Source organism: Ralstonia flaminis (assembly GCF_958415495.1).
Taxonomy (GTDB): Bacteria; Pseudomonadota; Gammaproteobacteria; order Burkholderiales; family Burkholderiaceae; genus Ralstonia; species Ralstonia flaminis.
This window is the reverse complement of record NZ_CATZLL010000004.1, coordinates 118,528-145,468: the sequence shown is the minus strand read 5'-3', so window position 1 is coordinate 145,468 and position 26,941 is coordinate 118,528. Positions and strand designations below refer to the sequence as shown.

The window sequence follows — 26,941 nt, the reverse complement described above, 5'->3', positions numbered from 1 at the left end:
CATCATGACGCAGGCATCCAATCCGGCAATCGCCGCACAAGCCGCCACTGAACCTGTCCGCACCCCGTGGACAGAGTTCTGGCGCAAGTTCCGCAAACAGCATCTGGCGATGGGTGCCGGTGTGTTCGTGATCGCGTTGGTGTTGATCGCCATCCTCGCGCCGCACATCGTGCCGTTCGATCCGGAAAACTATTTCGACTACGACGCGCTCAACGCTGGGCCGTCGGCGCAGCATTGGTTTGGCGTCGATTCGCTGGGCCGTGACATCTTCAGCCGCATCCTGATGGGCACGCGCATCTCGCTGGAAGCGGGCTTCGTGTCGGTCATCATCGGCGCCATCATTGGCACCGTGCTTGGCCTGCTGGCCGGTTATTACGAAGGGTGGTGGGATCGCATCGTCATGCGCATCTCCGACGTGCTGTTCGCCTTCCCTGGCATTCTGCTGGCCATCGGTATTGTGGCCATCCTGGGCAACGGCATGATCAACGTGATCTTTGCCGTGGCGGTGTTCAGCATTCCTGCGTTTGCGCGGCTGGTGCGCGGCAACACGCTCATGCTTAAGCACCTGACCTATGTGGAAGCCGCTCGCAGCATCGGCGCATCGGACTGGACCATCATCATGCGGCACATCCTGCCGGGCACGATCTCGTCCATCGTCGTGTATTTCTCAATGCGGATCGGCACGTCGATCATCACCGCCGCTAGCCTGTCGTTCCTGGGGCTGGGTGCACAGCCGCCCACGCCGGAGTGGGGCGCGATGCTCAACGAAGCGCGCGCCGACATGGTGACGGCACCGCACGTGGCGATCTTCCCGAGCCTGGCCATCTTCCTGACCGTGCTGGCGTTCAACCTGCTGGGCGACGGCCTGCGCGATGCGCTGGACCCGAAGATCGACCGCCGCTGATCGTTGACGTGCTGCTATGCCCCTGAGCCTTCCGCACATCGGCGCGCTGCCGACTGGCGCACGCAACAACATCTCCGACGTGGCTGGCGTGACCGTGGGTCATGCCACGCTTGCCGGCGGCGACATCCAGACCGGCGTGACCGTGGTACGCCCGCATGCCCGTGACCCGTTCGTCGACAAGGTGCCCGCGGCATGCGCCGTCATCAACGGCTTTGGCAAGAGCGTCGGCCTCGTGCAGGTGGAAGAGCTGGGTGTGCTGGAAACCCCGATCGCGCTGACCAACACGTTTGCCGTGGGAGCCGTGGCGCAGGCGCAGATCCGCCAGGCCGTTGCGGCCAATCCGCAGATCGGGCGCGCGTGGTCTACCGTCAATCCGCTCGTTTTCGAATGCAACGACGGCTACCTGAACGACCTGCAGGCGTTTGCCGTGCAAGACGTGCATTACGACGTGGCCTACGCTGCGGCAGGCGAGACATTCGAGCAGGGCGCAGTTGGTGCGGGGCGCGGGATGTCGTCGTTCGGCGTGAAGGGCGGCATTGGCTCTGCCTCGCGCGTGGCGACGCTGGCCGACGGCACGCAACGCACGGTCGGTGCGCTGGTGCTCTCCAACTTTGGCGTGACGGAAAACTTGACGCTGGCGGGGCGCCATGTCGGCTCAGATCTGGCAAAGGCGATCGCTGCTGCCGCACCCGAGCCCGAGAAGGGCTCGATCATCATGCTGCTGGCCACCGACGCGCCGCTCGACGCGCGTCAGTTGCGCCGCCTTGCCTTGCGCGCGGGCGCGGGGCTGGCACGTACCGGCTCGGTGTTCGGCCATGGCAGTGGTGATATCGCGCTGGCGTTCTCCACGGCCTACACGGTGCCGCACCAAGGTACGCGTGCCATGCCCGCCATCGCCATGACGCACGAATCGCACCTCGACCCGCTGTTCCAGGCTGCCGCCGACAGCGTAGAGCAGGCCATCGTGCACGCGCTCTTCCATGCAGAAGCTGTAACCGGCCGCGACGGTCATACCCGTCGCGCCCTGACCGATTTACTCTGACCTCATGCGCATCCTGATTTCCGCCGACATCGAAGGCGTGGCTAACGTGTTCCACCCCGAGCAGACGCGTGCCGGCAATGGCGAATACGAGCGCGCCCGCCGCTGGATGACCGCCGAGGCCGATGCGGCAGTGCGCGGCGCCTTTGATGGCGGTGCCACCGACGTGCTCGTCAACGACTCGCATGGCGGTTTCCGCAACCTGATCCCCGATTCGATCGACCGCCGCGCACGCTTCGTGCTCGGCAAGCCGCGCTACCTGAGCATGATGGCCGGCGTGGACGGCTGCGACGCCGTCTGCATGATCGGCTACCACGCCCGTGCCGGCAGCCGTGGCGTGCTGGCGCATACCATCAATAGCTTCGCGTTCACGCGGGTCTGGTTCAACGAACAGGAACTGGGCGAGGCGGGCATCTACGGTGCACTCGCCGGAGAGCGTGGTGTGCCCGTGGCCGTGGCCAGCGGTGACAATGTCTTCATCCAGGAGACCCAGCCGCTGTTACCGCACACGATCTTTGTCGAAACCAAGCGAGCCGAGGGGCAGAATGCCGGCACATCACTGTCGCCCGAGCAGTCGTGCGATGCGATTTACGCAGCAGTGAAGGCCTCGGTGCAGCGTGGTCACTTCGGCATGCCGTTCCGCATCGCACAGCCCGTCGTTTGCCGCCTGCAGACGCAGACGCCCGCATTGGCCGATCTGTTCTGCCAATGGCCCGCTATGGAACGACTGGACGGCACGATGCTGCGTTTCGCAGCGGACTCTGTTGAGCACGCAGTGCGCATGCTCAACAGCCTGTCTGCCATGTCAGCCATGCTGCGCTAAAAGGAAGCATTGCGACCGGACGCTGGCAGCGTCAAACTTCAGGAATGAGGTTCCCGAAGGAGATTGCCATGACCCGTGCGCTCACGCTTTGCACGTTGCTGTGCGCGTTTGCGCTGGCGGCCTGCGACCGTCACCCGTCCAGCCCGCCTACGCCACAGACGACGCAGACCGAGCAGCCCACAAAGGCCGCCCTGGACGCAGCCGCGTTGACCAAAGCGGCGTCCGAGTTCAAATGCCCCGCACCGTCTCGCCGCTTCCTGGTGGACGACGGCACCAACCGTGGCCCCAACCAGCCCGTGCGCAACAATTGCACGCGGGCCTATGCCACCTGCGATGCCCAATCGCAAGCCACCCTCGACCACTGCCCGAGCGGTCAAGTGTTCGACAAGCGTTTCGGCATCTGCGTCGTGAAAGACGCCTGTGATGAGGTGTCGTCCTAGCCGAGTTACAGCGCCTCGCGGGTGACCAGGAATACCTGGTCCTCGCCCGCGCTTGTCGGCAGCCAGACCAGGTCCAGATCGGGGAAGGCGCGCTCGACGTTCTCGCGCTCATTGCCAATCTCCACCACCAGCACGCCGTGCGGCTTCAGGTGGCGAGGCGCGTCGGCCAGGATGCGACGTACGATATCCATGCCATCGTTGCCGCCGGCCAGGGCCATGTGCGGCTCGGCGCGGTACTCGGGCGGCAGCGCCTGCATCGAGGTTTCGTTCACATACGGCGGATTGGTCAGGATCACGTCGTAGTGCACGCCCGGGGGCAGCGGTGCATACAGGTCGCCTTCATGCAGGCGGATGCGGTCTTCCAGCTTGTAATCGTCGACGTTGCGGTTGGCCACCACCAGCGCGTCTGGCGATAGGTCCACCGCGTCGATCGTTGCATTCGGCCATTGCAGCGCCGCCAGGATCGACAGGCAGCCGGAACCGGTGCACAGCTCCAGCACATCGGTCGGGCCGTCTTCCTGGTCGATCCATGGCTCCAGGCCGTCTTCCAGCAGTTCGCCGATGAAGCTGCGCGGTACGATCACGCGTTCATCCACGTAGAAGCGCATGCCGTGCATGAACGCTTCGTGCGTAATGTAGGCGGCGGGCACGCGGTCGACGGCGCGGCGCTCGATCACCTTCAGCACGGCGGCCACTTCTTCGGGCAGCAGGCGTGCGTCCAGGAACGGCTCCAGCGTGTCGATCGGCAGGTGCAGCGTGTGCAGGATCAGGTAGGCCGCTTCGTCGTAGGCGTTCTCGCTGCCGTGGCCGAAGACGAGGCCGGCGGCGGTGAAGCGCGATACGGCGTAGCGCAGCAGGTCGCGCACCGTGGTGAACGGGTGGGAAGCGGGCAGGGTGTGGGCGGTCATGTTCGGCTCAATGTGGTTTGGCGGCGAGCAGGTCGACGTAGGCAACGTCGAGCAAGTCGGTTTCGGCAATGCCGAGAGATTGCATCAGTTGGTGGGCGATGGCCACGCCGTCATCTTCAGATTGGTCATCGCGCAGCACGACTTCGAGTTCGACGAAATCGCCGAGATTTTTGACGGCATCGACATGGATGCGCGTCTGCCCGGCGAGATACAACTGACGCACCTTGATGACGCGGCCGGCGGTGCCGATGGCGGCGGCCAGCGTGTCGCGCAAGGCATCGGGCGCGGTGGTTGGCACGATGTGGTAGCTCGACACGCGCGGCCCGGCGCTGTTGGCGCGGAAGTAGTGGATCAGCTCACCGCGCTCGGCCGAGAACTGCCGCAGCTTCAGGCGCCCGTTCGCGCAGGCGAAGAACGTGTCGTCCTGATCGATGCGCTCGGGGCCGGAATCGGCAATGGCGGCGGCGCGTTCCAGCAGCGCCGCCACGTCGCGCACGCGTGCCTTGATCTCGACGTTGCGGGCCATGGGTGGTGACTCAGGCGATCAGCGTTTCCAGCACGCGGCGATACACGTTCTTCAGGGGCTCGATGAAGGCCACTTCCACGTGTTCGTCGATCTTGTGGATGCTCGCGTTCGGCGGGCCGAATTCGATCACCTGCGGACAGATCTTGGCGATGAAGCGGCCGTCGGAGGTGCCGCCAGTGGTCGACAGTTCGGTCGTCACGCCGCACTCGGCCTGGATGGCGGAGGCGAGTGCTTCGGACAGCTCGCCGCGCTCGGTCAGGAAGGGCTCGCCGCCCAGCGTCCAGTCGATTTTGTAGTCGAGGCCATGCGCATCGAGGAAGCCGTGCACGCGCGCCTTCAGGCCGTCCGGCGTGCTGGCGGTCGAGAAGCGGAAGTTGAAGTCGATGGTGACGTGACCCGGGATCACGTTGGTCGCGCCCGTGCCGCCGTGGATGTTCGACATCTGCCACGTGGTCGGCGGGAAGTACGCATTGCCGTCGTCCCACTTGGCGGCGGCCAGTTCGGCCAGTGCGGGGGCGGCCAGGTGGATCGGGTTCTTGGCCAGATGCGGATACGCGATGTGGCCCTGCACGCCATTCACCGTGAGCTTGCCCGACAGCGAGCCGCGTCGCCCGTTCTTGACCATGTCGCCGAGTGTGGACACCGAAGTCGGCTCCCCGACCACGCAGTAGTCCAGGCGCTCGCCGCGTGTGCGCAGCAGGTCGCACACTTTGACGGTGCCGTCGTGCGCCGGGCCTTCTTCGTCGCTGGTGATCAGGAAGCCGATCGAGCCAGCATGGTCCGGATGCTTGGCGACGAATTCTTCCGAAGCGACCACGAAGCCCGCGATGGACGTCTTCATGTCCGCCGCACCGCGCGCGTAGAGCTTGCCGTCACGATGCGTGGGCTCGAACGGGTCGGAGTGCCATTGCTCGACGGGGCCAGTGGGTACCACGTCAGTGTGGCCTGCAAAGACGAGCAGCTTGCCCTCGGTGCCTGCGCGGCCGCGCTTGATGGCCCACAGGTTGGTCACGCGAAAGTGGTCCGGGCCGCTGACCACGGTTTCGCATGTAAAGCCGGCGGCGGTCAGGCGTTCGATCAGCACGTCCTGGCAGCCTTTGTCTTCGGGCGTGACGGAGCGGCGGCGGATCAGGTCTTCAGTGAGGGCAAGCGTAGGCTGCATGACAGTGACGGTGTTGTCGTTATTGTTAGAACAGGTTGGCGTACTGATCAGCCGAGAACCCGACGTTGACGCTTTTGCCGTGCACCAGCACCGGCCGCTTGATCAGCGACGGGTTGGCCTGCATCAGTGCAATCGCGCCGGTTTCATCTTCAGCGCGGGCCTTGTCGGCATCCGACAGTGCGCGCCACGTGGTGCCCTTGCGGTTGAGCAGCGTCGTGAGCGGCACGTGCTTGAGCCAGCCGGCCAGCATGTCGGCGCTCACGCCTTGCTTCTTGAAATCGTGGAAGGTGTAGGCAACGCCGTTCGATTCGAGCCACGTGCGGGCTTTCTTCACGGTGTCGCAGTTGGGAATGCCGTGCAGGGTCGTCATGGTGGGGTTCGAAATCAGTGTCGGGAGGCTTGCTGTGCGATGACGAGTGCAGCGATTGCCAGCGCAAAGCCGATGGACGCCAGCCACGTCATGCGCTTGAGACGGCGTTCGAGCCGCGCGGCTTCATCGCGCAGGGCGTCGATGGTGATGGCGTGCTGTTCGGCCAGCAGTTTGACGGACTCGGCTTGCTGCAGGATCGCGGCTTCCAGCTCGGCAATCCGGGTATTGGGGTCGGGCGCGGCACCATCCGCACGAGCGGGTTCGGTGCCGGCTTTCTTGCGGTTCTTGAACTTGTCGATGGTCTTGTTGGCCTGCTCCAGGATGGTGGGCAGCAAGGACAAGACGGTACCGATGGTGTTCGGATCAAGACCCATGATGCGTTGGCGCAGTTTGCCGAAGCGATTCGGTTCAGACATGCTGCGTTCAGGTTGGTTGGCGTGCCGGTGAGACTACACGACACGCCCACCGTTCCGGCTTAGTCCCCCTTAGTCACCGCGGAGCAGCTCGTTCAGGCCAACCTTGGCGCGCGTCTTGGCGTCGACCTTCTTGACGATCACGGCGCAGTACAGGCTGTGCGTGCCATCCTTGCTCGGCAGGTTGCCGGCCACCACCACCGAGCCCGCCGGGATGCGGCCGTAGCTGACTTCACCGGTTTCGCGGTCGTAGATCTTGGTCGATTGGCCCAGGTACACGCCCATCGAGATCACCGAGTTCTCTTCAACGATCACGCCTTCCACCACTTCCGAACGTGCGCCGATGAAGCAGTTGTCTTCAATGATGACCGGGTTGGCCTGCAGCGGCTCCAGCACGCCGCCGATGCCCACGCCGCCCGACAGGTGAACGTTCTTGCCGATCTGCGCGCACGAACCGACGGTTGCCCACGTGTCGACCATCGTGCCTTCATCCACATAGGCGCCGATGTTCACGTACGACGGCATCAGCACGGCGTTCTTGGCGATGAACGAGCCACGGCGTGCCACGGCCGGCGGCACCACACGGAAGCCACCAGCAGCGAAATCTTCGGCCGTGTAGTTGGCGAACTTGCTCGGCACCTTGTCGTAGAACTGCGTGAAGCCGCCTGCAGCCATCGGCGCGTTGTCTTCCAGGCGGAACGACAGCAGCACGGCCTTCTTGATCCACTGGTTGACGACCCACTCGCCATCCTTCTTTTCGGCCACGCGCAGCGCGCCACGATCGAGCTGGCCGATCACATTGGCCACAGCTTCACGGATATCGGCCGGAGCGGCCTTGGGCGACAGGTTGGCGCGGTCTTCCCACGCTTGGTCGATCAGGGATTGCAGTTGTTGCGACATGGTCTTGTTGGCTCTCGAAGAGGAAACAGAAAACGGAAAAAAGGATCAGCGTTGCTGGCAGAACTCGACAATGCGGCGTGCGCCTTCCAGGCATTCGTCCACACCGGCCACCAGCGCGATACGCACGTAATCCTGGCCCGGGTTCGTGCCGTGCGCCTCGCGGGCGAGGTAGCTGCCCGGCAGCACGGCGACGTTCTTGGCGGCAAGCAATTGGCGCGCGAATTCGGTGTCCGACAGGCCCGTGCGCTTGACGTTGGCCCACAGGTAGAAGGCCGCGTCGGGCAGGGCCACGTCCAGTACTTCGGCCAGCATCGGCGTGACCTGCTGGAACTTCTTGACGTATTGCGCGCGGTTGTCGCGCACGTGGGTCTCGTCGTTCCACGCCGCGATGCTAGCGGATTGCACCGACGGGCTCATCGCGCTGCCGTGATACGTGCGATACAGCAGATAGGCCTTGAGCAGCTTGGCGTCCCCCGCCACGAAACCGGAGCGCATGCCCGGCACGTTGGAGCGCTTGGACAGGCTGGAGAACATCACCAACCGGTTGAAGCCACGGCCGAGTTGATGCGCGGCCTGCAATGCGCCCAGCGGCGGGTTGGCCTCGTCGAAATAGATTTCGGAATAGCACTCGTCCGACGCGATGACGAAGCCGTATTCATCCGACAGCGCGAAGAGTTGCTTCCAGTCTTCCAGCGTGAGCACGGCACCGGTCGGGTTGCCGGGGCTGCACACGAAGACGAGCTGCACGTTGCGCCATTCTTCGGGCGTGATCGAATCGAAGTCGGGGGCGTAGTTGCGCGCCGGGTTGCTGTTGGCGAACAGCGGCGTTGCGCCCGCCAACAGTGCCGATCCTTCGTAGATCTGATAGAACGGGTTCGGGCACAGCACACGTGCACCGGGCTTGCTGCCGTCGATGACGGTCTGGGCGAACGAGAACAGCGCCTCGCGTGAGCCGTTGACGGGGATGACTTCCGTGGCCGGGTCGACCTTCGGGAGCCCGTAGCGGCGCTCCAGCCACGCGGCGATGCACTGTCGCAGTGCATCGGAACCGAGGGTCGTGGGATAATTCGCCAGCCCGCCGAGCGCGGCAACCAGCGCATCTTTCACCAATGCCGGCGTCGGGTGCTTGGGCTCGCCGATGCCGAAGCTGATTGGCGTATGGACGGCGCTAGGCGTCACGTCCTTGACGAGCGCTTTCAGTTTCTCGAACGGATACGGCTGCAGGGCAGACAGGCGCGGATTCACAGTGCTGGGCGGGTTAGGTGGGCAAGCTCGGCGCTTGCGGGCGGAGCCCGAAATTATACGGCCAACGTGTGTTGGTCGCGTGATTGGTCGCAGCGGACATTGCAGGACACGGCGGTTTTCCGCCGTTTTTATTGGATTCATGACAACGATTGCCTCTTCGGCGCCCTCAGCAGACGGCGCCACCCATTACGAGCCGCAATGGACGGCGGCACTGTTCATCCTTGTGGGCGCCTCTGTCTGGGGGATTTCCTGGTATCCGTACCGCCTGCTCGCCGGGTGGGGGCTGGGCAGCATGCTGGCCTCGTCGGTCACGGGCGCGGTGGCGGCCGTGCTTGCAGCCGTGGTGCTGCGGCGCCACTTTCCGACCTTCCAGTGGTCTTGGCTGATTCCGGCATTGGGGCTGGCGGCAGGTATCACCAACGCCGGTTTTGTCTGGGGTACGGTACACGGCACAGTCATGCGGGTGCTGCTGCTGTTCTATCTCACCCCGGTGTGGACGGCCCTGTTGGCGCGCTTTTGGCTGCATGAGCGCTTGGGGCTGCGCGGCGGTGTTTTGCTCGCATTGGCCTTGTCGGGTGCCGTGCTGATGCTGTGGTCGGGGCAGGCCGGTACGCCGTGGCCGGGTTCGGCTGCGGAATGGGCGGGGTTGATTGCCGGCTTGGCTTTCGCGTGCAACAACGTGCTCTCGCGCTTGGCCGGGCAGCGTCATCCGACCATGCGACCGGAAATGCGTACGGTCGTCGTCTTCACGGGTTGCGCCCTGGTGGGCTTGCCCGCGGCGGTTTTGCTCGATGGTGTGCAAACGGTACCTGCGGCCATCACGCAAACCAACACATGGATGCTGCTGCTGGGCATGGCGTGCGTGCTGGTGGGCGGCAATGCGATGGTGCAACGTGGTCTGCAGCGGCTGCCGGCCAATCGCGCCGCGCTGCTGATGCTGTTTGAGATCGTGGTGGCGGCCGTATCGTCGGCACTGCTCACGTCGGAGCGCTTGTCGATGCCGGAGATGGTGGGCGGTGCCTGCATCATCCTGGCGGGCGCACTGTCGGGGCTGTCGCGGCGCAAGTAACGCTGGCGTTTCACGAGTCCATCAAGGAGTGTGCTGATGTTGCTTCGCTCGATTTCCGTTGCGCTGGTTGCCGCCGTGGCAATGGCGGGTGTGTCCGCCCAAGCCGCACCTGCTGAGAGTGGCCCTGCATATGGCCCTCGGCTGGAGGGTTTCGACTATCCGGCACCTGTGCACCTGTTCAAGTTCGAATCCCAGGGCAATGCGCTGGAGATGGCCTATCTGGACGTCAAGCCCGAGCAGGCCAACGGCCAGGTTGCGGTGCTGATGCACGGCAAGAACTTCTGCGCGGCGACTTGGGAAGACACCATCAAGGCGTTGACGGGTGCCGGTTACCGCGTGATCGCGCCCGACCAGATCGGCTTCTGCAAGTCGAGCAAGCCGCGCGCCTATCAGTATTCGTTCCAGCAACTGGCCAGCAACACGCACGCGTTGCTGGCTTCGCTCGGCGTCCAGCAAGCTATCCTGATCGGCCATTCGACCGGTGGCATGCTTGCCACGCGCTATGCGCTGATGTATCCGACCGAAGTGTCGCGGCTGGTGATGATCAACCCGATCGGCCTGGAAGACTGGAAGGCCAAGGGCGTGCCATCCATGACGGTCGACCAGTGGTTTGCGCGCGAGAAACAGACCAGCGCCGAGCGCATCCGGGCGTACGAGCAATCCACGTACTACGCGGGCCAATGGCGTACCGACTACGAGCCCTGGGTGCAGATGCTGGCGGGCATGTATCGCGGCCCGGGGCGTGACCTGGTGGCCTGGAACTCGGCGCTGCTGTACGACATGATCTACACGCAGCCTGTGGTGTACGAATTCGGACAGGTGCGCCCCTGGACACTGCTGCTGATCGGCCAGAAGGACACCACTGCCATCGCCAAGGACACCGCGCCGCAGGAAGTGCGCGCCCGTCTGGGCAACTACCCGGAACTGGGGCGGGCCGCTGCCAAGGCCATTCCGCACGCGACGCTGGTGGAGTTTCCGGATGCGGGCCATGCGCCACAAATTCAGGACGCTGTTGCGCTGCACAAGGCATTGCTGGAGTGGCTGGCCAGCCCGGATGTTTCCCGCACGCGCCGGCCGGATTGATGCAGACGTGTCCGAAAGGTGAAATTGCTGACAAATCCTCAGCAATTTGCCTTCTGCGATCGCAAATTTCGTCCATTTTTGTGCCGATCGGATTGGCTGGAGCCGGGGTGCCCGATGGTATGATGACGCCATCCGCGCCCCCGGCGCGCGCCTTGCAATCCCGCGCCCCGTGGCGTTGGCGCGATTGCAGGGCGCATGTCTCGGGCGCCCGCTTCATCACTCTTACTGATCCCTTCGAGACGACCTCAACGTGCGCCTCTCCTCGATCAAGCTCGCAGGCTTCAAGTCTTTCGTCGATCCGACCAATTTCCATGTTCCGGGCCAGCTCGTCGGCATCGTCGGCCCGAACGGTTGCGGTAAATCCAACATCATCGACGCCGTGCGCTGGGTGCTCGGCGAATCACGCGCTGCGGAACTCCGTGGCGAGTCGATGCAGGACGTCATCTTCAACGGCTCCACGCAGCGCAAGCCGGCGGGCCGCGCCAGCGTCGAACTCGTATTCGACAACGCCGAAGGCCGCGCTGCCGGCCAGTGGAGCCAGTACGCCGAAGTGGCGGTCAAGCGCGTCCTGAGCCGCGACGGTACGTCGTCGTACTTCATCAACAACCAGGCGGTGCGCCGCCGCGACATCCAGGACATCTTCCTTGGCACGGGCCTGGGCCCGCGCGCTTACGCCATCATCGGGCAGGGGATGATCTCGCGCATCATCGAGGCCAAGCCCGATGACATGCGCATCTTTCTGGAAGAAGCCGCTGGCGTGTCCAAGTACAAGGAGCGCCGCCGCGAAACCGAAAACCGCCTGTCCGACACGCGCGAAAACCTCACGCGCGTGGAAGACATTCTGCGTGAACTCGGCACCAACCTCGAAAAGCTCGAAGGCCAGGCCGAAGTCGCACAACGCTTTCAGGCCCTGCAGGCCGATGGCGAAGAGAAGCAGCATCTGCTGTGGCTGTTGCGCAAGCGCGAAGCACAGGGCGAGCAGGAACGCCACCAGCGTGCCATCGAACAGGCGCAGATCGACCTCGAAGCACAGACCGCGCAGTTGCGCCACATCGAAGCCGAATTGGAAACGATGCGGGTTGCGCACTACGCGTCGTCCGACGCAATGCATGCCGCACAGGGCGCGCTATACGAGGCCAACGCCGAGGTCAGCCGCCTGGAAGCCGAGATCCGCTACGTGGTGGAATCGCGCAACCGCATCCAGCAGCAGATCGCCACACTGACGGCGCAGCAGGACCAATGGCACACGCAGGGCGATCAGGCGCAGGAAGATCTCGCCGCGGCTGAGGAAGAACTCGCCATGGCCGAGGAGCGTGCCGCTCAGGCCGCCGAGGACGTCGCTCGCAAGTCCGATGAGCTGCCTGGCATGGAAGCGCAATGGCGCGATGCCCAGGCTGCGCTGAATGATCAGCGGGCAGCCATTCTGCAGTCGGAACAGGCACTCAAGCTGGAGGCCGCGCACCAACGCAATGCCGATCAGGCACTGCAACAGCTCGACCAGCGCCGCGAACGCCTGACCCAGGAGTCCAGCGGCCTCGACAAGCCGGACGATGTGCAGCTCGAAACACTGCGTGCCGAACTGGCCGAACAAGAAGAGGTCCTGGTCGAAGCGCAAGCCGCGCTGGAAGACGCCGAAACGCAACTGCCGCAGCTCGACGAGGCCCGCCGCGCAGCGCAAGACCGCGTGCAATCCGAAGCGGCCGCCATTGCCACCCTGGAAGCGCGCCTTGCCGCGCTCAAGCAACTGCAGGAAAACGTGCAGACCGACGGCAAGGTCCAGCCGTGGTTGGCCAAGCATGAACTGAGCGAACTGCCGCGCTTCTGGAAGAAGCTGCAGATCGAACAAGGTTGGGAGCCAGCGTTGGAGTCGGTGCTGCGCGAGAAGCTCGGCGCGCTGGAAGTCTCCAACCTCGATTGGATCAAGGCGTTTGCCGCTGACGCACCGCCCGCCAAGCTGGCGTTCTATTCGCCACCACCGGCAGCGCGCCCGGTGGAAGCGCCGCCTGGGCTGCGTCCGCTGATGTCGCTGGTGCAAGTGACCGAGCCGGGCATTCGTGCGGTGCTGCAGGACTGGCTGGCCGACGTCTATATCGCCGACGACATGCAGGCCGCGCTGGCTGCGCGCCAGACGTTGCCTGAGGGTGGCACGTTTGTCGTCAAGGCTGGGCACCTGATCGGCCGGTCGTCGGTGCAGCTGTATGCGCCGGACTCCGAGCAGGCCGGCATGCTGGCCCGCGCGCAGGAAATCGAGAACCTGCACAAGCAGGTGCGCGCGCAGATGCTGCTGTCGGACGAGGCCAAGAGCGCTGCCGTGCGTGCAGATGCGGCCTACACCCAAGCCAGCCAGGCATTGCTGCATGTGCGAGCCCGCGCTGATCAGGCGACGCGCCGCGTGCACGTGCTGCAGATGGACGTGCTCAAACTCTCGCAGGCGATGGAGCGCTACAACGCCCGTAGCGGCCAGATCGATAGCGAGCTGGAGGAGATCCGCGCGCAGATCGAAGAGCAACGCGCTATCCGCGCTGAGTCAGAAGCCACTTTTGAGCAGCACGATGCGGCCCTCGCCGACATGCAGGCGCGCTTTGAAGACAACCAGCAGGCATTCGAGGCACTCGAAGCCAGCCTGGGCGACGCCCGCAATGCGCTGCGCGAACTGGAACGCGGCGCGCAGGAAGCGCACTTTGCCGAGCGTAATCTGCAGAATCGCATCGCTGAGTTGAAGCGCAACATCCAAGTGGCAACCGACCAGGCACAGCAGATCGTGCTGACGCTGGAAAACGCCCGCGCAGAACTCGAAACCATCAACGAGCAGACCGCCCACACCGGCCTGCAAGAAGCGCTGGAACGCCGCGCCGAGAAGGAAGAAAAGCTCGGCGCCGCGCGTATCGAACTGGATGCGCTGACTGCCCAGTTGCGCACCTTCGACGAGCAGCGGTTGACCGCCGAACGCGCCCAGCAGCCGCTGCGCGACCGCATCACCGAGCTGCAGTTGAAGGAGCAGGCAGCACGTCTGAACCAGGAGCAGTTCTCCGAGCAGCTCACCACGGCCAACGTGGACGAAGCCGCGCTGGCCGAACGCCTGACTGGCGACCTCAAGCCTTCCTACTTGCAAGGCGAAGTGACGCGCATCAACAACGCCATCAACGCGCTGGGCCCGGTCAACATGGCCGCGCTGGATGAGTTGGCTGCGGCGCGCGAGCGCAAGGGTTTTCTCGATGCGCAGTCGGCAGATTTGAACGACGCCATCACCACGCTGGAAGACGCCATCCACAAGATTGACCAGGAAACGCGTTCGCTGCTGCAAGGCACGTTCGACCAGGTCAACCATCACTTCGGCGAGCTGTTCCCGACGCTGTTCGGCGGCGGCCAAGCCAAGCTGATTATGACCGGCGAAGAGATTCTCGACGCCGGTGTGCAGGTGATGGCGCAGCCGCCGGGCAAGAAGAACTCGACGATTCACCTGCTGTCAGGCGGCGAGAAGGCGCTGACCGCGATTGCATTGGTGTTCGCGATGTTCCAGTTGAACCCGGCGCCGTTCTGCTTGCTGGACGAGGTGGACGCGCCGCTGGACGACGCCAACACCGAGCGCTACGCCAACATGGTCAAACGCATGTCGGACAAGACCCAATTCGTTTTTATTTCTCACAACAAGATTGCGATGGAAATGGCGCAACAGCTCATCGGTGTGACCATGCAGGAACAAGGCGTGTCCCGGATCGTGGCGGTGGATATGGATGCCGCACTGACCATGGCGGAGGCCGCGTAAATGCAAGACAACAACCTGGTCATGGCGCTGCTGGGCGCCGGCGTTGTTTTCGTACTGGTGATCGTGGTCTACAACCAGTGGCAGATTCGCAAGGCACGCCGCCCGGAAGCCTACAACCCGCCGGTTGACGAGGCCCCGCGCGGTGAAGGCTGGACAGGGAACGAGCGCCACGAGCCGGCGCTGGGTGGTGAGCGAGATGAGGTCGGTCGCGTCGAGCCTCGCCTGGAGCCCGGCCTTGCGCCGCAACCGCATGCGCCGTCCACCGGCAGCGCGGAAACCGAAGCCGGCGTGATCGGCGCCGAACTCACACCCACCAGCGAAGAGGCTGCGCGGGAAGCTGCCGAAACTGATCAAGCGCAAGAGGCTGTTGAGCCCGCCCCCGGCTCGCTGGAGCCGGCCAATGGCGTGATCGACCCGCTGATCGATTGCATCGTTTCGCTGCACCCCGAGCGTGAAGTGTCGGGGGATCGCCTGTTGCCAGCGCTGTCCAAGCTACGCCGCGCAGGGACCAAGCAGATCCACGTGGAAGGCCTGAATCCGGCGGCAAACGCCTGGGAAGCCATCCGCGCCGGTCAGCGCTACCTCGATCTGCAGGTGGCTGTGCAACTGGCTAACCGCACTGGCCCGCTCAACGCGCTGGAGTTCTCTGAGTTCATCAACGCGATCGACCCGCTGTCGGACGCAGCGGATGCCGTGCCCGAGTTGCCCGACATGAACGAGACCATCGCCAATGCGCGCGAGCTCGACGCGTTTGCGGCTGAATGCGACGTGCAGCTTGGCGTAAGCGTGATCTCTGATGGCGCGCCTTGGTCGGCCGCCTATGTGCAGACCGTGGCCACGCAGGATGGCCTGGTGCTTTCGCGTGACGGCACGCGCTTCACGCGCTACCACGCCGGCACCGACGGTGTGCAGCGAGCACTGTTCACGCTGCAGTTTGGCGACACCAACTTCCTGCGCGATGACCTGACCGTCAAAGCTGGCCGCCAGATCACGCTGCTGCTGGACGTGCCGGTGGCTGAAGAGGCATCCAAGCCGTTCAAGCTGGTCTGCGAATACGCCTACACGCTGTCGCAGCGCATGGGCGCGCAGGTGGTGGACGACAACCTGCGTCCGCTGACGGAGCAGTCCTTCGTCGCCATTCAGAAGCATCTGCGGGTGCTGTATGACAAGCTTGAATCGCGCGGCGTGCCCGCCGGTTCCAGCACCGCTGTGCGCTTGTTCAGCCACTGACGCGATTCCCAATTCCCATGAGCAAGACCGCAGAACCCGCGCTCGGTCCGACATCGAAAGATCGGCCTGAGACGCGGGCAGCGTGGCTGCGCGCCACGCTCAACCGCTACGCCCACGAGTACTACGTGCTTGACCAGCCCAGCGTGCCGGACGCCGAATACGACCGGCTGTACCGCGAGCTGGAGGCGCTGGAAGCTGAACATCCCGAACTGAAGACGCCCGATTCGCCCACGTTACGTGTGGGCGGAGGGATCCTGCCGGAGTTCGCGCAGGTCAGGCATGTCATTCCGATGCTGTCGATCCGCACGGAGACTGACACTACCGCCAACGGTGCCCGTGCGTTTGACGCCAGCGTGCGCCGCGAGCTGGGCCTCGATGAGACCGATCCGCCCGTCGAATACGCTGCCGAGTTGAAGTTCGACGGCCTTGCGATCAACCTGCGCTACGAGCGCGGCTTCCTCGTACAGGCAGCCACACGCGGCGATGGCACCACAGGCGAAGACGTCACGCAGAACATCCGCACGATCCGCCAGATTCCCCTGGGGCTGACGCCTGTGGATGGGGCTGTGCCCGAGGTGTTGGAAGTACGCGGCGAGGTTTATATGCGCCGCGACGATTTCGAGAAGCTCAATGCCCGTCAGCGTGAGCGTGGCGACAAGACGTTCGTCAACCCGCGCAACACCGCAGCGGGCGCCGTGCGCCAGCTTGACCCGAAGATCGCCGCCGAGCGTCCACTGTCGTTTTTTGCTTATGGCCTGGGTGAAGTCTTGGGCTGGAATAGCCAGCCCAAGACGCACTCCAGCATGCTCGATGCACTGCAGGCGTTTGGCTTCCCGGTCAGCAAGGAGCGCGCGGCAGTGAAGGGCGGCGAGGGCTTGGTCGAATTCCATGCCGCCATTGGTGCCAAGCGCGATAGCCTGCCGTTCGATATCGATGGCGTTGTCTACAAGGTCAACGATCTGGCATTGCAGCGCGAGCTGGGGTTCCGCACGCGCGAGCCGCGCTGGGCGGTGGCGCACAAGTATCCGGCGCAGGAAGCCCTGACCACGGTCGAGTCGATTGGCGTGCAGGTCGGCCGCACGGGCGCCATCACACCGGTGGCGCGGCTGGTGCCGGTATTCGTTGGCGGCGTGACGGTGACCAACGCGACCCTGCACAACGAAGACGAAGTCCGCCGCAAGGACGTGCGCGTGGGCGATACCGTGATCGTGCGGCGCGCGGGGGATGTGATTCCCGAGGTGGTGAGTGTGGTGCTCGATCGTCGCCCAATGGACGACGTGCCGGGCAGCGACCTGTTCAACCCGCAACAGCAGCCAAAGTACTCGCCGTTCGAACTGCCGAAGAACTGCCCGGTATGCGGCTCGCACGTCGTGCGCGAAGAGGGCGAGGCGGTGGCTCGCTGCTCGGGCGGTCTGTTCTGCTCCGCGCAGCGCAAGGAGGCGATCCGCCACTTTGCCGGCCGCCGCATGATGGACATCGAAGGCCTGGGCGAGCGCTACATCGACAACCTGGTCGAGCTGGACTACGTGCATGGCATCGCCGATCTGTACAAGCTCAAGCTCGACGATTTTCTCGAGATGAAGCGCCGCGCCGACGAGCGTGACGGCGTGACTCCCGAGACCGTTGCCGCCGGCAAAATCGCCACCAAGTGGGCGGAAAACCTGCTTGAAGGTATCCAGGCCAGCAAGACGCCGCCGCTGGCGCGCTTCCTGTTTGCGCTGGGTATCCGCCACGTGGGTGAATCGACCGCCAAGACACTCGCCGATTGGCTGGGCAGTTTGGCCATGATTCGGCGTGCGCCGGCGCCGTTGCTGTTGGCGTTGCCAGACGTGGGGGCAACGGTGGCGGAAGCCATCGCCGATTTCTTTGCCGAACCGAAGAATCAGCAGGCATTGGATGCGCTGCTCGAAGCGGGTGTCACCCCCCAAGGCGAGCATGCGCCCAACGCCAAGCTACGCGAGAAACTGGAGCCGGCCGATCTGTATGCCACGCTCGGCGTGCCCAAGCTGACGGCCACGCGCGCCAGGCAACTGGCGGCGGTGGCACCCACGCTCACGCAACTGGCAGAAGTGCAAGCCGGGCAGCTGGCCGGCCTGCCGGCTGACGTGTCCGCATCGCTGCTCGAGTGGCTGGGCGCGCACGACCATCGTGCACAACTCGTGCAGCTTGATGCGCTGCGCAACGAACTGCTCGCTGCCATGCCGGCCGAGGCTGCAGAAGAGGGCGTCCTTGCCGGCAAGACCGTGGTGCTGACCGGTACGCTGCCCAACCTCACGCGCGACGATGCCAAGGCCATGCTGGAAGCTGCCGGTGCCAAGGTGTCGGGCTCGGTATCGAAGAAGACCGACTACGTCATCGCTGGTGAAGAGGCCGGCAGCAAGCTCGTCAAGGCGGAAGAACTGGGGGTGAAGGTTCTGGACGAAGCAGGTATGCTCGCGCTGTTGCAGAAATAGCCAGAAATCGGCGGGAGACTCGGCATGATCCGAAACATCCTCAAAATGGGCGACAGCCGCCTGCTGCGCGTAGCAAAACGGGTTGAGCGCTTTAACACGCCCGAGCTGACCGCGCTGATCGAAGACATGTTCGACACGATGGACGCCGCGCGGGGTGCCGGTCTGGCGGCTCCGCAGATCGGCGTGGACCTGCAGGTCGTCATCTTCGGGTTCGATCGTAGCGAGCGCTACCCGGATGCGCCGGCCGTGCCCAAGACGGTGCTCATCAACCCAACCATCGAGCCGCTTACCGAAGAGACGGAAGAGGGCTGGGAGGGCTGCCTGTCGGTGCCCGGCCTGCGTGGTGTGGTGCCGCGTTACACGCGCCTGCGCTACACCGGCTTTGATCAGCACGGCCACACCATCGACCGCATTGCAGAAGGCTTTCACGCCCGTGTGGTGCAACACGAGTGCGATCACCTTCAGGGCGTGCTGTACCCCATGCGGGTGAAAGACTTCACCCGCTTCGGCTTTACCGAAATCCTGTTTCCAGAACTGCCTGCAAATCACGACGATTGAGCCGACGGCGAATCGTGACTGTGGGAGCGCCGCACCCGCGGGGGCGGGTGGGTGCATTTTTTCATCCACGACGGAGATGATATGAAGCGTGATGGTTTGAGGGGCTGGCGCCGGCTGGCGCTTGGGATGGCCGCAGTGGCCATGCTGGGGTTGGCAGCTTGTGCTGGTCCGCAGGCGACGGACACGGCCGCTGCACCGGCTGCCGAGAAGCCCCAGGGCCCGGTCTGGCAACGCGTGCATCTGGGTAGCGACGCCGTTGCCTACGACTTCCCGGTCTACGCCAACCATCCGCTTGACGGTGACCTGAGCGGCATCCGCGAGGTCGTGCTTGTGCAGCACGGCCTGCAGCGCAACGGCAACGATTACTACAAAGCCGGCGCTGATCTGCTCGCGGCAAGCGGTCGCAACCCTGATGAAGTCCTGCTGATCGCCCCGAACTTTCCCGGTGAGCCAGATGCGGGCAAGGGCTTCGACGGCATGCCGGTGTGGTCAGTGGATGGCTGGATCGGCGGTTTCAATGCCACCAATGCGCCGTACACCGAACTGAGTTCGCTCAAGGTGCTGGATGATCTGATCGGCTACGTGACCGACCCGGCGCGTGCACCCAACGTCAAGCGTGTGACGGTGGCCGGTCATTCTGGTGGCGGTCAGATCGTGCAGCGCTACGCTGTGCTCAACAACGTGGACGAAGGTATCCGCAAGCGCGGTATCGACCTGAACTACGTTGTTGCCAATCCGTCGTCGTATCTGTACTTCACGCCGGACCGGCCGCACGGCAAGGGCTTCGCCCGCTACAGCACGCGCACCTGCCCCGACTACGATCACTACAAGTACGGCATGGTCGACATGGTTCCGTATGCCGCCGGCAAGAGCGGCAAGGTGCTGTTCAGCCGCTATGCACAGCGCCACGTCACGTACCTGGTTGGCACGAGCGACAACGACCCGAACCATCGCGTGCTCGACAAGACCTGTGGCGCCGAAGCCGAAGGCCCGACGCGCCTGGACCGCGCCCGCAACTACTGGCGCTACGAGCGTCACTTGGCCGGACCGCGCAAGCGCATCAATCACCAGGCGCACGAGGTGATTGGCGTGGGGCACGATCAGGCGAAGATGTTCGGCTCGCGTTGCGGTGCACAGGCCGTGTTTGGCACGCCGGCGTCGGTCAATACCACGGGCGCAGCCTGTCAGCCGCCGCAGCGTTGATCTGGAGTCGGCCGCGGCCATAAAAAAACCGGTCAGCGCTGTGGCGTTGACCGGTTTTTCTTTAGGGCGGGGACTGAACTTAGAACTTCTCGAACGGACCCAGGAAGCGCCACTGGCCGACCGGCAGGTCGCCCAGCACGATGCGGCCCATGCGGATGCGCTTGAGGCCAACCACCTCCAGCCCCACTTGCTCGCACATGCGACGGATCTGACGCTTCTTGCCTTCGCGCAGCACGAAACGCAACTGCTCCTCGTTCTGCCAGCTTACCTTCGCGGGCTTGAGCTCTTCGTCATCGAGCCACAGGCCAAAGCGTAGCTTCTCCAGCAGTTCTTCAGGGAAGACCTTGGAAATATCGTGCTCGACCCGGCCTTCCGGCGAATCCCACACCACGCGCACCAAGTACTCCTTCTCGACCGTCGAATCCTCGCCGATCAGGTGACGCGCCACGCGGCCATCCTGCGTCAGCACCAGCAGGCCGGTGGAGTCGATGTCCAGACGGCCGGCCGGGGCCAGCGCCTTGCGCTGCCAAGGTGCGAAGCGCTTGCGTGTGGGGTCTTCCTCCCACTGGTTTTCCGGTACGAACAGCGCGGCAGCCGGCTGGTAGCCATCTTCCGCTTGCCCTGACACATAGCCGACCGGCTTGTGCAGCAGTACGGTCACACGTTCGCCTTGCTCAGAACGCGCAGCCTGGTGGATTTCGATGATTGCATCCGGCTTCACACGCGAACCCAGCTCGGTAACGGGCTCGCCATCTACCAGTACCCAGCCGCGCGGAATCCACTCATCGGCCTCGCGGCGTGAGCACAGGCCCAGCTCGGACATACGCTTGGACAGGCGGACCAGTCCTCCGCTCTCGTCGGCTTGTGAGGCTTGGCGCGGAGCCTCTTCCTCGGCGCGACGTGGTGTGCGCTCTTCGCGCTGCGGACGTTGCGGACGCTCTTCAAAGCGACGCGGCGGGCGCTCATTGTCAAAATGGCGCGGTGCACGGTCGTCGCCATAGCGACGTGGTGGCCGTTGCTCATCATCGAACCGGCGCGGCGGGCGTTCGTCGTCAAAGCGTCGCGGAGGACGTTGATCGCCATCACGACGCTGGGCACGTTGATCGTCGCCATAGCGGCGTGGGCGCTCGTCATCGAAACGTCGTGGCGGGCGATCCTCGATCCGACGCGGTGGCCGTTGATCATCGCCGAACTTGCGCGGCGGCCGTTCGTCGTCGAAGCGACGGGGCGGACGTTGATCGTCGCTGAACCGGCGCGGCGGGCGTTCATCGTCAAACCGGCGCGGTGGGCGATCTTCGAAACGACGTGGCGGACGCTCGTCATCGGAGCGACGGGGCGGACGTTGATCGTCGCTGAACCGGCGCGGCGGGCGTTCATCGTCAAACCGACGCGGTGGGCGATCTTCGAAACGACGTGGCGGCCGCTCGTCATCGGAGCGACGGGGCGGACGTTGATCGTCGCTGAACCGGCGCGGCGGGCGTTCATCGTCAAACCGGCGCGGTGGGCGATCTTCGAAACGACGTGGCGGACGCTCGTCATCGGAGCGACGGGGCGGACGTTGATCGTCGCTGAATCGGCGCGGCGGGCGTTCATCGTCAAACCGGCGCGGTGGGCGATCTTCGAAACGACGCGGCGGACGCCCGTCGTCAGAGCGACGCGGTGGTCGTTGGTCATCGCCAAACTTGCGCGGCGGACGTTCGTCGTCAAACCGGCGGGGCGGGCGATCGCTCTGTGCGCGGCGCGGAGGTTGACCGCTGTCGTTGTTGCCGTCGCGGCGCGGTGGGCGCGGTTTGCGCTCCCCCTCGGCGGGCTCTGGGCGACGTTGCGACGGGCGCAGCGGCAGGCGGTCGCGGTTCAGGTCGGACGCGCGCAGCGGTTTGCTGCTGGTGGTGCGAACGGCGTTGCCTTCGTCGTCGCGGCGCACACCGAGCGTGGCGCGCTTGCCGGGTCGGGTGGCGCGTTGGGTCGGGTCGTTGCGGCGCTTGTCGTCGTCGCTCGGGAAATCGTCAGAATCGGTAGTCATGAATCAAAACCGGTAAGGCTGGCGCTCAGATGGCGAGCGCATCAAGCAGTTCGCTTTCAAGCGCGAGCTGCAGTTTGGTGTCCTGGGTCAGGCGCGAGCCGTCGACCAGGAAAATGTCTTCCACGCGTTCGCCCAGCGTGTTGATACGCGCGGTGTGCACCGACACGCGGTGGTGAGCGAGCACGCGGGCAATGGCATACAGCAGGCCGGTGCGGTCAGTGGCCGAGATGGACAGCAAGTAGTACTGCCCGCGCTCATCCGGGCGCAGATCGACGCGCGGTTTGATCGGGAAGCTGCGCGACTGGCGCGAGATGCGTCCGCGCGGGGGCTCGGGCAGGGCAGTCTCTCGCGAGATCTGCTCGGCCAGTTCGTGCTCGACCAGCGTGATGATGTCGCGGTAGTGGCCGGGTTCCACCAGGCCGGCACCCGGGTCGGCCACCTGGAAGGTGTCGAGTGCGTAGCCGTGCTTGGTCGTGTGGATCTTCGCGTCGAGAATCGTCAGGCTCTTGCGCTCGAAGTAGCCGCAGATGCGTGCGAACAGATCGGGCCGATCGGGCGAATATACGGCCACCTGCAGCCCTTCGCCCACGGGCGAGATGCGCGCCCGCACGATCGGGATGGTGGTGTCGATTCGGTGATGGAAGTGCCGCGTGAACCAGGCGATGTCGCTCGCGCCATGGCGCAGGAACACGCCCACGTCGAGTTGTTTCCACAGGGCGTCGTACGCGGTGTCTTCCACCGTGGCCAGGCGCAGAAGGGCGCGTGCGCGTTCCTTGCGGCCTTCCAGCACAGCGTGCGGATCGGTGGTCGCGCCGCCCAGCGCACGCAGTGTCATGCGATACAGGTCTTCCAGCAGCTTGCCTTTCCACGCATTCCAGACCTTGGGGCTGGTGCCGCGAATGTCGGCCACCGTCAGCAGGTACAGCGCAGTCAGGCGTCGCTCATTGCCAACCAGATCGGCAAAGCGGCGGATCACATCGGGGTCACCCACATCCTGTTTCTGCGCCACCTGGCTCATGGTCAGATGGTGCTCGACCAGCCAGACGATCAGGTCGCTATCTTCCTTGGCAAGGCCGTGTTCCTTGCAGAAGCGTCGCGCATCGGTCATGCCCAGCACGGAGTGATCGCCGCCGCGTCCCTTGGCGATGTCGTGGAACAGCGCAGCGATGGTCAGCACCCACGGCTTGTCGAAGTTCGCCATCAACTGGCTGCAGAACGGGAACTCGTGCGTGTGCTCGACGATGGCGAAGCGGCGGATGTTGCGCACCACCATCAGGATGTGCTGATCCACCGTGTAGACGTGGAACAGGTCGTGCTGCATCTGGCCGACGATGCGCCGGAAGTTGAGCAGGTAGCGCCCTAGCACGCTGGTCTGGTTCATCAGGCGCAATGCGTGGGTGATGCCCTGCGGCTGCTGCAGAATCTCCAGGAACAACGCGCGGTTGGCTGGGTCCTTGCGCCACTTCACGTCCATCAGCGTGCGGGCGTTGTAGAGCGCGCGCAGCGTATTGGCCGACAGCCCCTTGATGCCGCGCACCTGCTCGTACAGCAGGAAGGTCTCCAGGATGGCCGTCGGCTCGCGCTGATACAGGTCGGGGGCGGCAATCTCCAGCATCCCTTGGCGCTCGACAAAGCGCTCGTTGATCTTGCGCGTGATGCCAAGCTCGGTCGGGAACAGGCGTGCCTCGATGTTCTGCAGCACCACCGTGTTGAGCTGCGTGACCGCCTTGGCAGCCCAGTAGTAGCGGCGCATGATCTGTTCGCTGGCGCGCTTGGCGGTGGTCGAACGGTAGCCAAACGCCTCTGCCAGTTGCGTCTGCAAGTCAAAGACGAGCACATCCTGGCGGCGTCCTGCCAGCAAGTGCAGGCGCGCTCGAATGGTCTTGAGAAGGCGTTCGTTACTCGCAAGTTCCTGCGCTTCACGACGCGAGAGCAGCCCGTTGGCAAGCAGCTCATTCCAGCTCGATCCGAAGCCCGCCGCCCGCGTCATCCAGAGGATCACCTGCAGATCGCGCAGGCCCCCGGGGCTTTCCTTGCAGTTGGGCTCGAGCGAGTAGGGCGTGTCCTGGTACTTGGAGTGCCGCTGACGCATTTCCAGCAGCTTGGATTGGAAGAAGTCGGTGGCGTCGAGATGGCCTTGGTAGTGCGTCTCGAACGTACGGTACAGGCCCTCGTCACCGGTCAGCAGGCGTGCTTCCAGCAGCGACGTCTGCACCGTCACATCCTGCGCGGCTTCCTGGATGCATTCGTCCACCGTGCGCACCGATGAGCCGATGTCCAGCCCCATGTCCCAGCAGCGACCGATGAATGCCTCCAGGCGTGCTTGCAGGGACTCGGGAGTCTTGTCTGCGGCCTGTGGCAGCAGGAGCAGGATGTCGACGTCGGAGTACGGGAACAGCTCGCCGCGCCCGTAACCGCCCACCGCGATCAGCGCGCAATCGGCGGGCATCTGCTCGTCTTGCCAGAGTTGCACCAATGCATGGTCCACCGCGCGGGCCAACTTGGTCACAAGTTGGTGCACGTTGGCATGCTGGTCGAACTGCGCAAACAAGTGCGTGCGTTCGGCCTTCAGGGTGTCGCGCGGTGAAATCTCAGGGTTGACGGCAGCGGCGGTGTGCATGAGTGGAGCGCGAATGAAACAACGACCGGAGGAAATGTCCGGTCGCTGCAAGAGTCGGGCCGGCGCTGCGCCGACCACTGCAGTGCACTCATGGGCGAGCGCACAGCCAAGTTCAATCAGGCCGTAGCCGGCGTGCCTTCGTGCACGAATTCCGGGGCCGGCGGCGTCAGTGCTGAGACGGTCAGCACTTCGTAGCCGGTTTCCGTCACGAGCAGGGTGTGCTCCCATTGGGCCGACAGGCTGCGGTCGCGCGTCTTGACGGTCCACTGGTCGGGCATTGTGCGAATGTCGCGCTTGCCCGCGTTGATCATGGGTTCGATCGTGAAGATCATGCCGGCTTTCAGTTCCATGCCGGTGCCTGGACGGCCGTAGTGCAGGATCTGCGGGTCTGCATGGAATACCTTGCCGATGCCGTGGCCGCAATATTCACGCACCACACTGTAGCCGGAGGCTTCAGCGTGCTGCTGGATCACGTGGCCGATGTCGCCCAGGCGCGCACCCGGGCGCACGGCGGCAATGCCCTTCCACATGCACTCGAACGTCACCTGCGTCAATCGCTTGGCCAGGATCGAGCCTTCACCGACGATGAAGGTGCGGCTGGTATCGCCGTAATAGCCTTCCTTGGTAATGACGGTGATGTCCAGATTGACGATGTCACCGTTCTTGAGCACCTTGTCGCCCGGAATGCCGTGGCAGATCACGTCGTTGACCGACGTGCAGATCGAAGCGGGGAAGGGGGGGTAGCCCGGCGGCGCGTAGTTGAGCGGTGCCGGCACAGTGCCTTGCACGTCACGCATGTAGGCGTGGCACAGCTCGTTCAATTTGCCCGTGGTCACGCCCGGCTTCACGAACGGGGTGACGTAATCCAGGACTTCGGACGCAAGCCGGCAGGCCACGCGCATCTGCGCAATGTCTTCGGCGGTGTGAATGGTAACGGCCATGCTGTGACTCTTTCTGCACGCAGGCGCGCGAGGCGCCGCGTTATAACTAAAGGGTGAATTATCGCACCAAAGCGGCCCGGACGGGGTTTTTGGACGTCTGGTGCTGGTCTTGGCCTGTCGGTCCTCAACGCTTGGAAGGTATTGAGTTGATTGGGTTTTTGGGGCTATAATCGCAGGCTGAGCAGATTGCTGGCCGTGTGGCTGGTATCGCTTGAAATCGCGAGCCGCTTCACCGCGGGTGTCCGTCGTATCGCATGCGAGGGATGTCTGAGGCGGCTTTAGACCTAACCCGACTGGAGAATTTCATGTCCGTGACCATGCGCGAAATGCTGGAAGCCGGTGTCCACTTTGGCCACCAAACCCGCTTCTGGAACCCGAAGATGGCCCCCTTCATTTTCGGCCATCGCAACAAGATTCACATCATCAACCTGGAAAAGACGCTGCCGATGTACCTGGACGCACTGAAGTACGTGCGCCAACTGGCAGCCAACCGGGGCACCATCATGTTCGTCGGCACGAAGCGTCAGTCGCGCGAGATCCTGGCTGAGGAAGCCGCTCGTGCAGGCATGCCGTATGTCGACAGCCGCTGGCTCGGTGGCATGCTGACCAACTTCAAGACGGTCAAGACCTCGATCAAGCGCCTGAAGGACATGGAAGCCGCCAAGGAAGCTGGCGCGACGGACACCATGAGCAAGAAGGAAGCGCTGATGTTCGAGCGCGAGATGGACAAGCTGACGAAGTCCATCGGCGGTATCAAGGACATGGGCGGCATTCCGGACGCCATCTTCGTGGTCGACGTTGGCTACCACAAGATTGCCGTGACTGAAGCTGCCAAGCTGGGCATTCCGGTGATCGGCGTGGTTGATACGAACCACTCGCCCGAAGGCATCGACTACGTCATCCCGGGTAACGACGACTCGAGCAAGGCTGTTGCGCTGTACGTGCGCGGCGTGGCCGACGCGATCCTGGAAGGCCGCGCCAACGCGGTCCAGGAAGTGGTTGAAGCCGCTCGCGGCGGCGACGACTTCGTCGAAGTCCAAGAAGGCTAAAACACAAGAAGGCGCGCACCCGCCGCATTGCCGAGCGGGAAGCGCGTCAGGCCGCTTCGATGTTTGTGCATCGAAACCAATGGCCAGACAGGGGCGCGTAACAAACGCCCCTTTTTTTTGAAATTTGTCATGCGGATGCCCCACGCGCGTCGTATTTCGTGGGGCGGCCGGATACAACCCGGACGACAGGCCGGCGTAGCGTGACGGCGGGCGAAG

The 26,941-nt window shown here is 64.2% G+C and carries 22 protein-coding genes; 12 read left to right on the top strand and 10 right to left on the bottom strand.

All coding sequences use genetic code 11. The features are described 5' to 3' along the window. Positions 1-4: 4 nt before the first annotated feature. From gsiD to R2N11_RS07535, 4 genes are all read left to right on the top strand, one after another. The gene (gsiD, locus tag R2N11_RS07550) at positions 5-904 is read left to right on the top strand and encodes a glutathione ABC transporter permease GsiD (protein ID WP_199028180.1); all 900 of its coding nucleotides are present in this window, start codon (positions 5-7) and stop codon (positions 902-904) included. Positions 905-920: 16 nt separating this feature from the next. Beyond that, on the top strand, positions 921-1,946 hold the full coding sequence (locus tag R2N11_RS07545; protein ID WP_316680690.1) for a DmpA family aminopeptidase: 1,026 nt from the start codon (positions 921-923) through the stop codon (positions 1,944-1,946). Positions 1,947-1,950: 4 nt separating this feature from the next. Continuing rightward, entirely contained in the window at positions 1,951-2,766 is an 816-nt protein-coding gene (locus R2N11_RS07540) for a M55 family metallopeptidase (RefSeq protein ID WP_316680688.1), read from the top strand. A gap of 68 nt (positions 2,767-2,834) precedes the next feature. Beyond that, positions 2,835-3,206, top strand: a complete 372-nt coding sequence (locus R2N11_RS07535; protein ID WP_199028188.1) for a chitin-binding domain-containing protein — start codon at positions 2,835-2,837, stop codon at positions 3,204-3,206. Positions 3,207-3,211: 5 nt separating this feature from the next. On the opposite strand, the gene prmB is transcribed toward R2N11_RS07535, so the two are convergent. The 7 genes from prmB to dapC all read right to left on the bottom strand — a co-directional run bounded on the left by prmB (position 3,212) and on the right by dapC (position 8,730). Beyond that, positions 3,212-4,114, bottom strand: a complete 903-nt coding sequence (gene prmB, locus R2N11_RS07530; protein ID WP_199028191.1) for a 50S ribosomal protein L3 N(5)-glutamine methyltransferase — start codon at positions 4,112-4,114, stop codon at positions 3,212-3,214. Between the two features lie 7 nt (positions 4,115-4,121). Further along, entirely contained in the window at positions 4,122-4,640 is a 519-nt protein-coding gene (locus R2N11_RS07525) for a class IV adenylate cyclase (RefSeq protein ID WP_316680686.1), read from the bottom strand. Between the two features lie 10 nt (positions 4,641-4,650). Continuing rightward, positions 4,651-5,802, bottom strand: coding sequence for a succinyl-diaminopimelate desuccinylase (gene dapE, locus R2N11_RS07520; protein ID WP_316680685.1), 1,152 nt, complete (start codon positions 5,800-5,802; stop codon positions 4,651-4,653). A gap of 25 nt (positions 5,803-5,827) precedes the next feature. After that, positions 5,828-6,172, bottom strand: coding sequence for an arsenate reductase (locus tag R2N11_RS07515; RefSeq protein WP_316680684.1), 345 nt, complete (start codon positions 6,170-6,172; stop codon positions 5,828-5,830). Positions 6,173-6,186: 14 nt separating this feature from the next. After that, a complete protein-coding gene (locus R2N11_RS07510; protein WP_199028199.1) occupies positions 6,187-6,588 on the bottom strand; it encodes a hypothetical protein in 402 nt (133 codons plus the stop codon). Positions 6,589-6,657: 69 nt separating this feature from the next. Continuing rightward, a complete protein-coding gene (gene dapD / locus R2N11_RS07505) occupies positions 6,658-7,485 on the bottom strand; it encodes a 2,3,4,5-tetrahydropyridine-2,6-dicarboxylate N-succinyltransferase (RefSeq protein ID WP_316680683.1) in 828 nt (275 codons plus the stop codon). 45 nt (positions 7,486-7,530) lie between these two features. After that, a complete protein-coding gene (gene dapC / locus R2N11_RS07500) occupies positions 7,531-8,730 on the bottom strand; it encodes a succinyldiaminopimelate transaminase (RefSeq protein WP_316680682.1) in 1,200 nt (399 codons plus the stop codon). Between the two features lie 139 nt (positions 8,731-8,869). Here dapC and R2N11_RS07495 point away from each other — a divergent pair, with 139 nt between their 5' ends. The 7 genes from R2N11_RS07495 to R2N11_RS07465 all read left to right on the top strand — a co-directional run bounded on the left by R2N11_RS07495 (position 8,870) and on the right by R2N11_RS07465 (position 20,092). After that, on the top strand, positions 8,870-9,799 hold the full coding sequence (locus R2N11_RS07495; protein ID WP_316680681.1) for a DMT family transporter: 930 nt from the start codon (positions 8,870-8,872) through the stop codon (positions 9,797-9,799). A gap of 36 nt (positions 9,800-9,835) precedes the next feature. Further along, the gene (locus R2N11_RS07490) at positions 9,836-10,882 is read left to right on the top strand and encodes an alpha/beta fold hydrolase (protein WP_316680680.1); all 1,047 of its coding nucleotides are present in this window, start codon (positions 9,836-9,838) and stop codon (positions 10,880-10,882) included. Between the two features lie 250 nt (positions 10,883-11,132). Beyond that, positions 11,133-14,648, top strand: coding sequence for a chromosome segregation protein SMC (smc, locus tag R2N11_RS07485; RefSeq protein ID WP_316680679.1), 3,516 nt, complete (start codon positions 11,133-11,135; stop codon positions 14,646-14,648). Then, positions 14,649-15,878 carry a cell division protein ZipA C-terminal FtsZ-binding domain-containing protein gene (locus R2N11_RS07480; protein WP_199028212.1) on the top strand — a complete coding sequence of 410 codons (1,230 nt, stop codon included), beginning with the start codon at positions 14,649-14,651 and terminating at the stop codon, positions 15,876-15,878. 17 nt (positions 15,879-15,895) lie between these two features. Further along, a complete protein-coding gene (ligA, locus tag R2N11_RS07475) occupies positions 15,896-18,331 on the top strand; it encodes an NAD-dependent DNA ligase LigA (RefSeq protein WP_316680677.1) in 2,436 nt (811 codons plus the stop codon). Between the two features lie 24 nt (positions 18,332-18,355). Beyond that, complete coding sequence (def, locus tag R2N11_RS07470; RefSeq protein WP_199028216.1) at positions 18,356-18,889, top strand: peptide deformylase; 534 nt, start codon at positions 18,356-18,358, stop codon at positions 18,887-18,889. 81 nt (positions 18,890-18,970) lie between these two features. Then, complete coding sequence (locus tag R2N11_RS07465; protein ID WP_316680675.1) at positions 18,971-20,092, top strand: hypothetical protein; 1,122 nt, start codon at positions 18,971-18,973, stop codon at positions 20,090-20,092. Between the two features lie 79 nt (positions 20,093-20,171). On the opposite strand, the gene R2N11_RS07460 is transcribed toward R2N11_RS07465, so the two are convergent. The 3 genes from R2N11_RS07460 to map all read right to left on the bottom strand — a co-directional run bounded on the left by R2N11_RS07460 (position 20,172) and on the right by map (position 25,676). Further along, on the bottom strand, positions 20,172-22,115 hold the full coding sequence (locus R2N11_RS07460; RefSeq protein WP_316680674.1) for a pseudouridine synthase: 1,944 nt from the start codon (positions 22,113-22,115) through the stop codon (positions 20,172-20,174). A gap of 25 nt (positions 22,116-22,140) precedes the next feature. Then, entirely contained in the window at positions 22,141-24,735 is a 2,595-nt protein-coding gene (locus tag R2N11_RS07455; RefSeq protein WP_316680673.1) for a [protein-PII] uridylyltransferase, read from the bottom strand. A 116-nt stretch (positions 24,736-24,851) separates the two neighbouring features. Continuing rightward, positions 24,852-25,676 carry a type I methionyl aminopeptidase gene (gene map / locus R2N11_RS07450; RefSeq protein ID WP_199028224.1) on the bottom strand — a complete coding sequence of 275 codons (825 nt, stop codon included), beginning with the start codon at positions 25,674-25,676 and terminating at the stop codon, positions 24,852-24,854. Positions 25,677-25,981: 305 nt separating this feature from the next. On the opposite strand from map, the gene rpsB reads away from it, so the two are divergent. Further along, positions 25,982-26,725, top strand: coding sequence for a 30S ribosomal protein S2 (gene rpsB / locus R2N11_RS07445; protein ID WP_199033215.1), 744 nt, complete (start codon positions 25,982-25,984; stop codon positions 26,723-26,725). Positions 26,726-26,941: the final 216 nt, after the last annotated feature.